This is a genomic window from Streptomyces sp. NBC_00459, from assembly GCF_036013955.1.
In the GTDB taxonomy this organism is placed as follows: domain Bacteria; phylum Actinomycetota; class Actinomycetes; order Streptomycetales; family Streptomycetaceae; genus Streptomyces.
On sequence record NZ_CP107903.1, the window covers coordinates 5,672,275 to 5,684,037 of the forward strand.

9 protein-coding genes are annotated in these 11,763 nt (G+C 70.9%); 2 read left to right on the forward strand and 7 right to left on the reverse strand.

Translation table 11 applies throughout. From position 1 onward, the window contains the following. Positions 1-97: 97 nt before the first annotated feature. From OHN74_RS25135 to OHN74_RS25145, 3 genes are all read right to left on the reverse strand, one after another. On the reverse strand, positions 98-307 hold the full coding sequence (locus OHN74_RS25135; RefSeq protein WP_327696858.1) for a DUF397 domain-containing protein: 210 nt from the start codon (positions 305-307) through the stop codon (positions 98-100). A gap of 228 nt (positions 308-535) precedes the next feature. Beyond that, positions 536-1,393, reverse strand: a complete 858-nt coding sequence (locus OHN74_RS25140) for a helix-turn-helix domain-containing protein (RefSeq protein WP_327696859.1) — start codon at positions 1,391-1,393, stop codon at positions 536-538. 492 nt (positions 1,394-1,885) lie between these two features. Continuing rightward, complete coding sequence (locus OHN74_RS25145) at positions 1,886-2,641, reverse strand: GOLPH3/VPS74 family protein (protein WP_327696860.1); 756 nt, start codon at positions 2,639-2,641, stop codon at positions 1,886-1,888. Between the two features lie 240 nt (positions 2,642-2,881). Between OHN74_RS25145 and OHN74_RS25150 the strand changes: the two genes are divergently transcribed. Further along, on the forward strand, positions 2,882-5,581 hold the full coding sequence (locus tag OHN74_RS25150) for a D-alanyl-D-alanine carboxypeptidase (protein WP_327696861.1): 2,700 nt from the start codon (positions 2,882-2,884) through the stop codon (positions 5,579-5,581). 115 nt (positions 5,582-5,696) lie between these two features. Here the strand turns inward: OHN74_RS25150 and OHN74_RS25155 are convergent, their stop codons facing one another. The 4 genes from OHN74_RS25155 to OHN74_RS25170 all read right to left on the reverse strand — a co-directional run bounded on the left by OHN74_RS25155 (position 5,697) and on the right by OHN74_RS25170 (position 10,359). Further along, positions 5,697-7,493: a hypothetical protein gene (locus tag OHN74_RS25155; RefSeq protein WP_327696862.1), complete on the reverse strand. Its 1,797-nt coding sequence runs from the start codon at positions 7,491-7,493 to the stop codon at positions 5,697-5,699. 339 nt (positions 7,494-7,832) lie between these two features. Then, positions 7,833-8,681: a MerR family transcriptional regulator gene (locus OHN74_RS25160; RefSeq protein WP_327700259.1), complete on the reverse strand. Its 849-nt coding sequence runs from the start codon at positions 8,679-8,681 to the stop codon at positions 7,833-7,835. 145 nt (positions 8,682-8,826) lie between these two features. Then, positions 8,827-9,354 (reverse strand): glutathione peroxidase, encoded by a 528-nt coding sequence (locus OHN74_RS25165; RefSeq protein ID WP_327696863.1) that lies wholly within the window; start codon positions 9,352-9,354, stop codon positions 8,827-8,829. 9 nt (positions 9,355-9,363) lie between these two features. Next, positions 9,364-10,359, reverse strand: a complete 996-nt coding sequence (locus tag OHN74_RS25170) for a winged helix-turn-helix domain-containing protein (protein WP_327696864.1) — start codon at positions 10,357-10,359, stop codon at positions 9,364-9,366. A gap of 91 nt (positions 10,360-10,450) precedes the next feature. Here OHN74_RS25170 and OHN74_RS25175 point away from each other — a divergent pair, with 91 nt between their 5' ends. Continuing rightward, a complete protein-coding gene (locus OHN74_RS25175; protein WP_327696865.1) occupies positions 10,451-11,674 on the forward strand; it encodes an MFS transporter in 1,224 nt (407 codons plus the stop codon). Positions 11,675-11,763 lie beyond the last annotated feature (89 nt).

An 11,763-nucleotide genomic window follows, 5' to 3' on the forward strand; every position in this document is an offset into this window, starting at 1 on the left:
GCCGGGCATGGCCGAGCCCCCTCGGCCAGGACGGCGGGCCAGTCGAGAGGGCTCTTCCTGCGGTGCTTATGGAGTTGTGGGGAGTAGCGGTGAAGCATCAGTCGAGGTCGAACGCACCCCGGCTGACCTCTGCCACGAACGAGTTCCATGAGTCGGCCGGGAAGGCGAGCGTTGGGCCTGCCTGGACCTTGGAGTCCCGGACCGCCATCGCCGTGTGAATCGGGGACTTGACCTCGACGCACGCGCCATTGCCAGTGGAGTACGAGGACTTCGTCCAGGTGCTCGTGGCGCCTTGCTGAATTGCCATGTTCGCTCCGCTTTGACCAGTGGTGAGTTGCTGTCGCCGACCGGAGGGCACCCTGCGGAGCCCGCGGCACGGTTTGCGCCAACGTTGTTCCTTGATGGCCTGATCGACGCTACTCGCCAACATCGGTATGCGGACCGGCCGTTCACTCGACCGGGTGGCATATACCAGCGGGCTCTTCCACTGGCGTGATGCGGAGGTGTACCGTGCGTCCCTTGCTTCTCCAGGACGTCAGCGTGCGTACTCTTTCGCCAAGTCTGCGATGAACTGCCGGGATTGGTCCACATTCAGGGCCTGTGCCCGCAAGTGTTCGTACATGACGCTGTACTTCTGAACGTCCTGCGCCTTCTCCAGGTAGAGGTCGCTGGTGACGCCCTCGATGTAGACCACGCTGGAATCGGCGGCGTCGGGGAACTCCAGGATCGCGTACTGGCCGTTGAGGCCCGGGTGCGCGCCCATGTCGAAGGGGATCACCTGGACCGTGACGTGCGGCAGCTGGGACTGCTCCACCAGGGACTCCAGTTGCTCCCGCATCAGCAGCCTGCTGCCCACGACACGGCGCAGCGCCGCCTCGTCGAGGACCGTCCACAGGCGCAGCGGGTTCTCCACGGCGGTGATTCGTTCCTGTCGGCGCAGCCGGACCTGGACGCGGTTGTCGATGTCACCGGAGGGCGTCTCCGGCAACGCGCCGGTGATGAGCGCCTCCGCGTACGGGCGGGTCTGCAACAGCCCCGGGATGACCTGGGGGTCGTACACGCGCAGCGACGCCGCGTCCGTCTCCAGTCCGATGTACACGCTGTACGGGACGTCCCCGAACGCGTGCCACCAGCCCTGCTGGCGGGAGTCCTTGGCCATCTCCATCAGGGAGTCGACCATCCGCTGGTCCTCGACCTCGTACACCCCGCACAGATCGCGGACGTCGCGCTGGCTGATGCTGCGGCGGCCGTTCTCCAGCCTGCTGATCTTCGACTGGGAGACCAGCAGCCGCTCGGCGACCTCTTCGGCCGTCATGCCCTTCTGTTCGCGGAGCCTGCGCAACTCCTGGCCCAACCGGCGTCGCCTGACGGTGGGATTGACATTGGACGCCATGGGACGTGCACCTCCGGCTGTGTACCTGTACTTGCCACTTTCCGTATCTGCTGTTGAGCAGACTGCCACCAAGATGCGTGCTAGCGCTGGGAAACTGCGGATATGCGGTGCCGAGGCGGGAGATATGCGCCCGGTACACGCCAGTGCGGCGGATTCCGCTTATCGTTCGCGTTCGCTCCCGGCCGGCGCCCGACGGGCATGTGCCGGACGCACCCTGCCGGACGCGCTCCGGCGGAGGGCATGCGCTGAAGGGCGAGTCCCGGGCGCCCGGCCCCGGACATGCGGCCGCGCGAGGCGGCGAGGGCCGTGTCGGAGTCCTTGCGGACGTCCTCACGGTCCCTCACCGCCCCGCGCGGGCCAGCGGCTCCCGGACCGGTCTTGGGGACTGCGGTGCGGCGCTGTTGAGGTCCTGCGTGGTGCGTGGTGCGAGTAAGCGTCGAGCGGGGTGGTGCGGGTGCTTCGCGGATCGGGCGTTCGCCGTGGGACTGCGGCTCAGTGAGCCACGGCGCGCGCCATGGATCCGCGGTGCGGCTGCATCGGAACGCCGCGTGCGGCCTCCGGTGCGGGCCTGGCTCCGGGGGTGGCCTGACGGCCGGCCGGTGCCGGGCTGCGGCGCGGCTGGACCGCGACGCCGTTCTGCACGTCCATGACAGCGTGGGCCACCAGACCGCCCATGGGGTCGTGCCGGATCAGGTCCCGCAGCCGGGAGCGGGACGAACGTCCCTCGTTACCCGGATACAGGTGCTTGCCGAGACCGACCGCATGGGCCAGCGCGGCGAGCGCCGCCGTCCGCGGGTCCGGCGGGACGCCGGTGCGGATGGCGGTGTCCAGTCGGGCTCTGATCTCCCGGCTGATCTCCGTGTCCGTCGCCTGATAGCGAGTTGTCGGAAGCACCCCGCACATCTGTCCCGCCACGGCATGCACCATGCCGCACCGCTCAAGATGCGAGAGGTAGGTCTGACGCAGCCCCAGGCGGGGCCCGCCAATCCAGTTCACTGCGCGCACGGGTGCTCCGCGTCGGCGAAGCAGTTCCAACGCACAGTCCAGTGTTGGATCTCCAGTCGGCCGTGGTACTACCACGGCGATACGATCCCCATCTGGGGCTATCCGTCCGGCCATCGCCAGCTCCACTAGCTGTGCTCCGGCCAGACCGAGGTCGAGCGACTGCGGCTGTGCGGTGGTACCCGTGGCCGGGTCCAGCGCCAGCAGAAGAAGCTCTTCCGGAATTGATCTGCGGCTCCTGCCCATCCATGCCTCCCCGCGTGGATGAATGACAGGGTGACCCCTCTCACATTCATCTGTCGAGAGGGCGTGACCAGTTCGTAGTGGAACCAGTAGGTATGTCGTTCTCGTCTACCGCAGGAGTCAAGGCTGCGCACAGGACACTGGTAGCTGGTTCGGACAGTGTCGTTCGAGCGGCGTTTGGCGGTTCACGGTTCACGGTTCGGTAGACGCACGGTGAGCGTGCGGCGCACGAAGGAGGCATCGGTGGCGGGCGAGTCCCCCGACAGGTCGAAGCAGCGCGAGTCGTCGGAAGAACCGACGTCGGGGAGCGCGGGTCCGGTTCCCGGGGCCAGGGGTGAATCAGGCGCCGGGCCGCGCGACCCACGGCTCGCGGTCGCCCGGGAGCGGGAGTCCGCGGCGCGCGGCGGCGTCGACATGGCGACGCGGGTGTTCTCCCGGCCGCCGCTCCCGACGGAGGCGGACGCGGAGGCGGAGACCGCGGACACGGACGCGGATGCCGACGCCGAGGTTGTCGCGGACGCAGACGCAGACGCGGGTACGGCGGACACGGCCGAGGAGACCGCGAGCGAGCCCGAGAGCGCCGCCAAGGCCGACTCGGCCGACGGCACCGACGGAACGGGCAGCACCCGGTTGCGTGCGGCTGTGGCCGAGTGGGTCGCGAGCGCGGACAAGGGCGAGGACGAGGGGGAGTCCGAAGGCGTCGAGGGTGCCGCCGAGGAACACGACCCCGATGCGGTCGCGCCGACCGAAGCCCCTGAGGGTGCCGAGGAGCCCGCGGCGGACGTTGCCGACGATCCCGGACCCGATGGACCCTCGGAGGCCGCCGACGGGGCCCCTGGGGCCACTGGCGGGGCATCCGGCGACTCGGGCGAGGACTCCTCTGAGCCGGAGAGCGCCCAGGAGAGCGACTCGCAGCCCGAGCCGAAGCCCGGGGCCGCCGAGAGCGCGAAGTCGGAGTCCGGCGCAGACACCGACTCCGCGACCGGGACCGAGAGCCAGGCCGCGTCGAAGTCCCCCACGGCGACGGAGCCCGGCGCCGAGACGAAGAGTGCGGCTGACTCGCAGCCCGGCACCGGCACCGAATCCGAGGCCACCTCCAAGTCCGGCACTGAGTCCGAGACCGCTACCGGGTCCGGGGCCAAGGCCCTGCCCGCAACCGAGAGCACGTCGGACTCGCGGCCCAAGCCGGACGCGAAGCCGGATGCGAAGTCGGACGCGAAGGCCGCGGCCGGGACTGACCCCGCCTCCGGCCCCGGCGGCCCGGCTCCCAAGCCGTTCGTCGACCAGCCCACCGCCGTCTTCAAGGCCGTACGTCCCCCCGCCGCACCCCCTGTCGACCAGCCGACGACGATGCTCAAGCTGGGCGACCTCGCGGCCGCGAAGCCCAAGGGGGACGCGGGCGCCGCGAACGACAGGACGGACGCCGGCGCGGACGCCAAGGGTGAGTCCATTGCTGAGCGAACCAGCAAATTCGTAGCCCTGAAGCCGCTGGACGACCCCGCGACCCGTAAGCCGCCGCCTGGCGCCACGCCCGGCGCGGGATCCTCCAAGGCGCCCGCCGCCGCGACGCCCACCGCCAAGCCGACCAAGGCGGCCGCCGCCGAGGCCACCGCTGTTGTCCCGCAGGTCGGGCCGGAGCGGACGACACAGCAGCCCCTGCCGCCTCTGCCGCCGCTGGATCTGCTGGCCGAGCTGACGAACACGCCGCCGCCCCGGGACACCGCGGTGCGGTCGATCGCGCGGCGCGTCAAGATCTGGACGCCGGTCGTCGTCCTGCTGGCGATCGTCTTTGCTGTCGTACAGGCGTTTCGTCCGCTGCCGAGCCCCGAGCTGACACTGACCGCCGAGGACTCCTACACCTTCGACGGGACGGCCGCCGCGCTGCCGTGGCCGTCCGAGGGCCAGGGCTGGATGGACGTCAACGGCGTCGGGACCATGGGGAACTTCGGCGACCAGAAGCCGATCGCCATCGGCTCCGTGGCCAAGACGATGACCGCGTACGTCGTCCTCAAGAGCCACGCCCTCAAGACGGGCGAGGACGGCCCCAGCATCACCGTCGACGCCACCGCGGAGAAAGAGGGCGGCTACAACCAGAGCGGCGAGTCCACCCTCAACACCGTCCGGGCCGGCGACAAGCTCACGCTCCAGCAGGCCATCTCGGCGATCATGATCCCGTCGGCGAACAACATCGCCCGGCTGCTGGCCCGCTGGGACGCGGGCTCGGAGGCGGCGTTCGTCGAGAAGATGAACGCCGCGGCCAAGGAACTCGGGATGACGAACACCACGTACACCGACCCCTCCGGGCTGAAGGAGACCACCGTCTCCACGGCCGAGGACCAGGTGAGGCTCGGCAACGCGGTCGTGAAGATCCCGGCTCTCGTGGCGATCACCAGTGCGGCCAGCTGGACGGACCCCTCCGGATACAACTGGTCCAACTACAACGAGCTGCCCTACAAAATGGGCGCTATCGGCATCAAGACCGGCTCCACCAGCGTGGCCGGCGGCAACCTTCTGTTCGCTGCCCGCAAGGAGGTCGGCGGCGAGACGATCACCATCGTCGGCGCGGTCCTCGGCCAGCACAAGCCGACCATCCTCAAGACGGCCAACGAGGTTAGCCGGACGGCCCTGACCGCCGCCGAGGACGCCCTGGTCGCGGCGAAGATCCTCAAGAAGGGCGACGTCGTCGGGTACGTCGACGACGGGCTCGGCGGGCAGACGCCGGTCGTGCTGTCGAAGGACGTCACGGCGGTCGGCTGGGCCGGGCGGAAGGTCGAGCTGTCGTTCGTCGCCGCCACCGACCTGCCGCACTCCGCCAAGGCGGGCACCGCGGTCGGCAGCCTCACCGTGGGCGACGGCAAGGGCGGCGCGGTCAAGGTTCCCGTACAGCTCCAGAAGGACCTGGTCGAGCCCGGCTTCGACAAGAAGCTGACGCGGGTCGGCTGACCGGTACAAGCCGGACGCGCAGGGCGCGCCGGAGCTGTGGGACGTGAGGAAGGGCCCGCCCAGATCTGGGCGGGCCCTTCCTCACGTCCTGCGCGTCCTGGGGATCGCGTCCCCGTTACTGCTCCTTGTCCGCTTCCTTCTCGCACTGCAGGGTCGTCTCCCGGGACGGCCCGCCGTACGTGGAGCTGATCCGGATGTCGCCGGGCGCCTCGACGGTCAGCTTGGTGAACTCGCCCTCGTCCGTCAGACAGCCGTTCTCCGCCCACAGCCAGGGCGAGTACGCGATCCGTACGGTCACCTCGCCCGCCTTCGGCATCCGGACGACGAGGTTGGCGCCGTCGGCGCTGACCACGGAGGCAGGCTTGTCGACCAGCGGGGTCGCGTTCTTGACCCGGTAGATCTTCCAGTTGGCGTCCTCCCAGACCGGCTGGAGATAGCTCGGCCCGCTGGTCACCAGGGCGTGTTCGAGCTTCGCCGGGCCGTCCGGTTCACCGTTGACGAGGACGACGAAGCCCACCGCCCACTGGGAGAGCCACGCCTTGTAGGCCTCGGGGGAGAAGCCGCCCTCGGGCTCCGCGGTGCCTCCGTGACCCTCGTAGAAGAGCCGGCCCCGCTCGACGTCGGCCTGCCGGTTCCAGCCGCGAGCCATGTTGATGTACGGGGCGAGGATGGCGGCCTCGCGGTGGTCGCGGGCCGGCACCACCTCTACGCGCGTCTGCTCGGCGCCCAGCCGCTTCAGCTCGTTCACGACGCCGTCCGTCTTGACGGCCCACTCGGGCACCGTGGTGTTGGTGACGATGTCGGCGATCGTCTTGCCGGACAGCCAGCTCACGGAGATGGCCATCGCGAGCCCGAGGGCCACGATGCGCCGCCGGGGGGTGAACCAGGGGAGGGGCAGCCGGGGAAGGGCAGCCTGGGCGGCGTCCCGATCCCGATTCCGGTCCCGCTCGGCATTCGGTTCCCTGCCCTGCTCCCCGTCCAGTTCTCCGCCCTGCACTCCGTCCCGCAGCTCGTCCTTCCCCCACCCGGTCCGGTACATCATGATCGCGAGCAGTGTCGCCGGGGCCGCCAGTTCCGAGAGCCGCTCGACGTTCGTGCCGATCGGGGTCGGGATCAGGTAGCAGAGGACCACGCCGACCGCGTACACCGCGGAGCCCAGCCGCAGTGTGCGCCAGGCGCTCGGGGCCGTCAGGACGATGATCGCGCACAGCACGACGGGCGGCCATATGCGGGCGAACGGCATCGGCTGCTCGCCCTCGAACGGGAACAGCAGCGTCGTGACGCCCACGACGGCCACCGGGGGCACCAGCAGTGCCGCGGCCCTGCCCCAGTCGCGCGACAGCAGGTAGGCGGCGCCGACGACGAGGACGAACAGCCCGGCGACGGGGCTGCCGGTGGTGGCCAGCGTCGCGCAGACGGCGGCGACGGCGAGGTGCCGTGCGCCGCGTCCGCTCACCACGGCCAGGACGGCCGCCATCCCGAAGGCGGTGCCCAGCACGAACGTGGAGCGTCCCGAGATCACCTGGCACCACAGCGAGAACCCCACCGCCAGGGCCGGCCACACCGGCTTGCGCACACCCGTACGGGCGACGAGTTCCGCGCCGAGCAACGTGGCCGCGACCCCGGAGAGCATGGTGGCCGCGACGACACCGATGGCGGCCATCAGGTACGGGGACATCAGGCTGTAGTTGGCCGCGTGCAGACCGCCGTACCAGAACAGGTTGTACGCGGAGTCCGGGTACATCTTCGCGAACTCGGCCCACGCCACCTGGGCGGCCAGGTCGCCGCCGCCGGTCGCGAACACCGCCCACCACACGAAATACAGCGGCACCGCGCAGGCGGTCACCGTCAGGGCCACCCGGTGGCGCTCGTGCCACACCTCACGGGCCTGCGTGGGCTTGTCGGCGCGCATGACAGGTCTGCGTGGGGTCAGCTCGGCAAAGGCCACTGCAACTTCCGTTTCGCTTCGGCTCGGGCGCGCGCGGACGACTGGCGAGTGTCTGTCCTGTGGAGGTCTCTCCGGGGTAGACGCTAATCGCACCCCGGGCGTTGGTTTACAGGGCCCCATGTGACCAGGCGGTGACCGGGGCATGACGGAAAAGAGCCCCATCAGCTTGAGACGGTTCCCGGACGGGCGCGACCGGATAATTCAGGCCGCGCCCTTCCGGACACCCCGCAGGGACTCCTCAAGCGTTCATCAGGCACTCTTCGACATTCTTCAGGGTCCCCCACGAGTTCCCCCGGGGCATTCTCACGAACCGATCGGGAACGCGATGTCGCACACCGCGTCGTCCGGCCCCGCCGCGTCCCAGTCCGCGAAGTACACCTCGCGGCACGGCCCCGCCGGCTTCATCCCCTGCCCGGCCAGCCACCGCTCCACCGCCTCGAAAGCGGCGATGATCTGCGGATGGGCCACCTGCGCCTTGGTGATCCGCGTGTACGCGAGCCGCCGGGCCGGTTCCACCCGTACCGCCGTCTCCCAGGCCCGTCCGTGCGCCTTCGCCCAGGCCCGCGCGGCGGCCTCGTCGGCGACCGGAACGCACGACTCGGCAGGGCCGTCGCTCTCCATGGACACCTCGGAGTGGTAGACGACGAACGGCGCCGCCGTCACGCCCCCGCACTCCCGGGCCCCGGCCTCCAGGCGGCCCAGCGACGCCCCGATCCACGCGGGCAACTCATCCGCGAGAGTGTGCCGCGTCTGGGTCAAGACCACCCTCTCGGGTACGTCCACGGTCTCGACCACGAACTTCCCGTACAGCTCTTCCATCTCGGAGCTCCTCCCCGACAGTCGTCCACGGAGGTAGTCGGCGAGCGTGCGCTGTCCCGCGATCCGAGCCTCGACGTCCGCCCAGTAGGCGGCGAGCCGCCCGGCGGCGGCCGGCCCGTCCAGCTCGACCAGGGCCACCAGCTCGCCGATGAGGGCGAGTGGCATGTCCAGCTGCCGCAGCATTGCCACCAGGCGGGCCCGTTCGATCTGGGCGGGCCGGTAGAAGCGGTAGCCGCTCGTCTCGTCGACGTGCGCGGGGGCGAGCAGCCCGAGCCGGTCGTACAGCCGCAGGGCCTTGGGCGAGAGCCGGGCCCGTGCGGCGAACGCGCCGATGGTGAGCCGGTCGTCGTCCCCGCAGCTGTCCCCGTAAACCGTCGTTCACCCCGACATCCTCCGTCACCGGGCACGGTCGGCCCGGTGACACAGGACGCTCGGCCTTGCCCCAGGGGCAAGGTCAACCCGCCGAGCCCGAGGGAGGTCAGCCGATGGCCTTCTCCACCGCGCCCACCAGCTCGTCCGTCTCCGGCTCGGTCTGCGGGGAGAAGCGGGCGACGACCTGGCCGTCGCGGCCGATGAGGAACTTCTCGAAGTTCCAGCGGATGTCCCCGGTGTGGCCCTCGCCGTCGGCGAACCCAACCAGGCGGTCGTACAGGGTGTGCCGGGCCTCCCCGTTGACCTCGACCTTCTCGGTCATCGGGAAGGTCACGCCGTACGTCGCCGAGCAGAACTCGGCGATCTCCTCGGAGCTGCCGGGCTCCTGGCCCATGAACTGGTTGCAGGGCACCCCGAGGACGGTGAAGCCCTTCTCGGCGTACCGCGCCTGGAGCTTCTCCAGCCCCGCGTACTGCGGGGTCAGCCCGCACTTGGAGGCGACGTTGACGATGAGGACGGCCTTGCCCGCGTACTGGGCGAGGTCCGCGGAACCGCCCGTGAGGGCGCCGATCTCGACGGCGAGGGGGGAGTCGGCGGAGGGGGAGGAGGAAGGGGAAGTGGCATCTGTGGTCATAAGCGGATGCTAACTCCGGTAGGTGTCGGGCCCGGGCCCCGCCCCTGAAGCCTTGACCAAGACCTCACCGGCGGCCGTACGCGAGTACAGCACCGACCGCCCCGCCCGATGCCGCTCCACCAGCCCCGCGTCCAGCAGCACCCGCAGATGCCGCCCGACCGAGCCGAGCGCCTGCCTGGTCAAGGCTGTCAGCTGAGTAGTACTGAGGGGTGAGTCGAGAAGTACGAGCACGGTGCTACGCGCCGGCCCGAGGAGCGCCCCGAGAGCGGCGGAGGCCGTACGCCCACCGCGGTGCCCGGTCAGTGCTCCCGCGCACGGGTAGATGACGGCGTACCGCTCCGGCTCCTCCCACGCCACCCACCCCGCTTTCGGCGTCACGGGCACGAAGACCAGCTCGGCGCCGGAGATCTCGCGGGGCGGGTACTCGTGTGCGTTGACCTGGAGCCGGTTGCCGCCGAGCCAGCGCGTGCCCGGCCGCAGCGCGTCCAGCACGGCGGCCCAGCCGCCCTGACTGACCTGGGCGGTCCGCGCGACCACATCGGCTTCGAGGACGCGCCGGCGCCGGTCCCAGTCCGGGAGCACGGCCTCCTCCCACACATAGGTGAGGAGACCGGCGGCGCGTTCCGGGAGGTCGTCCCGGTCGGCGAGGGTGGCGGGCAGCGGGCCGGGGCGGGAGCGGACGAGGTGGTCGCGGGCGAGCGCGGGCGCGACCGTGCGGACGCGCCCGACGGCATCCTCGAACGTCTCGCCGTACCGGGGGGTGGGGGTCAGGAAGTCGGCGATCCAGTCGCGGCCGATGCCGATCCGGACGAGGAGGGCGGTGGTCGGGTCCTGCGCGAGACGGCGGCGGTACGCGGGCAGGTGGGCGGCCAGCCAGGTGCGCTCGCCGGGGTGCGTGGCCGTCCCGGTGTGCAGCAGTCGCAGGCTCGCGAAGGTCTCGGCGAGGGGCGAGATGACGAACCGGCTGCGGGCGAGGGTGTCGGCGTTGACCTGCCACCAGCCCATGGCCGTACCTCCGTCGGTGTGGAGCGCGCGTGATGTTTCGCGTGTGCGCGAAACAATAACGACGGCCCGGTGTCCCTCGCAGACTCCCCGCATGCGCAGCTACTCCGCCCTCTTCCGCACCCGCGAGTTCACCCCGCTCTTCCTCTCCACGGCGCTCAGATCGGCCGCCTCGACGATCGGCGGCCTGGCCCTCGCCACCCTCACCTACCGGGCCACGGGCTCGCCCCTGCTCTCCGCCCTGAGCATGTTCGGCCCCCAACTCGCCCAGGTGGTCGGCGCGACGACCCTTCTCTCGGCCTCCGACCGGCTGCCCCCGCGCGCGACCCTGACGGGCATCGCGCTGGCCTTCGCGCTCGGCACGGCGGCGATGGCGACCCCGGGTCTGCCGATCGGGGTGGTCTTCGCGCTGCTGTTCGTCCTCGGGCTGATCGCGTCGCTGGGGGCGGGGGTCGGCTGGGGCCTGCTCAACGAGATCCTGGCGAAGGAGGGCTATCTGCTGGGGCGTTCGGTCTTCAACATGTCGAACGGGCTGATGCAGATCGCGGGTTTCGCGACCGGCGGGGTCATGGTGGCGGCCCTCTCCGCCCGCACCACACTCCTGACCTCGGCGGCCCTCTACCTGGCGGGCGCCCTGGTGACCCGCCTGGGCCTGACCCGCCGCCCGCCCCGACTCTCCGGCCGCCCGTCCATCGCCCAGACCTGGCGTACGAACGCCCGCTTGTGGTCGGACCGGCCCCGCAGGCTCACCTATCTGGGCCTCTGGATCCCCAACGGCCTGGTCGTCGGCATCGAGTCCCTGTACGTGTCCTACGACCCCGGTTCCGCGGGCACCCTCTTCGCCTGCGCGGCCCTCGGCATGCTGATCGGGGACGTGACGATCGGCCGCTTCGTGCCACCCCGGCTGCGCCGCCGACTGGCCGTACCGCTGCTGCTGTTGCTGGCGGTGCCGAATCTGCTCTTCGCCCTGGACCCCGGAGCCTGGACAGCGGCCGTGACGGTCTGCCTGGCCTCGGTCGGCTACGGCGCGAGCCTCGTCCAGCAGGAACGCCTGATGTCCCTCACTCCGCCCGAACTCTCCGGCCACGCCCTCGGGTTGCACTCCGCCGGGATGCTCACCATGCAGGGCGTGAGCGCGGCCCTGGCCGGCACGATCGCCCAACTCACCTCTCCGGGAACGGCGATGACGGTGATGGCGGCGGGGTCGGTGTGCGTCACGGTGGGGCTGGTGGCGGCGGGGCGCCGGGAGGGGCGCGGCCGGGGTGCAAGCGAGGGCGCGGGATCGAGCCCGGTGCGGCGGTCGCACTCCGGCACGTGACCGTTGGCGGTCCCCGGACCGGGTGAGGGATTCCGCGCGCGGGAAGAACTGGGCAGGACATGCGCGGCTCGACCGGCTTGCCAAGGGGG

Excerpts from the sequence above, each read along its gene's own strand:
- OHN74_RS25175 (WP_327696865.1), top strand. The coding sequence starts at position 10,451 with ATGCGCAGCTACTCCGCCCTCTTCCGCACCCGCGAGTTCACCCCGCTC.
- OHN74_RS25165 (WP_327696863.1), bottom strand. The coding sequence starts at position 9,354 with ATGACCACAGATGCCACTTCCCCTTCCTCCTCCCCCTCCGCCGACTCC.
- OHN74_RS25145 (WP_327696860.1), bottom strand. The coding sequence starts at position 2,641 with ATGGGCAGGAGCCGCAGATCAATTCCGGAAGAGCTTCTTCTGCTGGCG.
- OHN74_RS25170 (WP_327696864.1), bottom strand. The coding sequence starts at position 10,359 with ATGGGCTGGTGGCAGGTCAACGCCGACACCCTCGCCCGCAGCCGGTTC.
- OHN74_RS25135 (WP_327696858.1), bottom strand. The coding sequence starts at position 307 with ATGGCAATTCAGCAAGGCGCCACGAGCACCTGGACGAAGTCCTCGTAC.
- OHN74_RS25140 (WP_327696859.1), bottom strand. The coding sequence starts at position 1,393 with ATGGCGTCCAATGTCAATCCCACCGTCAGGCGACGCCGGTTGGGCCAG.
- OHN74_RS25155 (WP_327696862.1), bottom strand. The coding sequence starts at position 7,493 with ATGCGCGCCGACAAGCCCACGCAGGCCCGTGAGGTGTGGCACGAGCGC.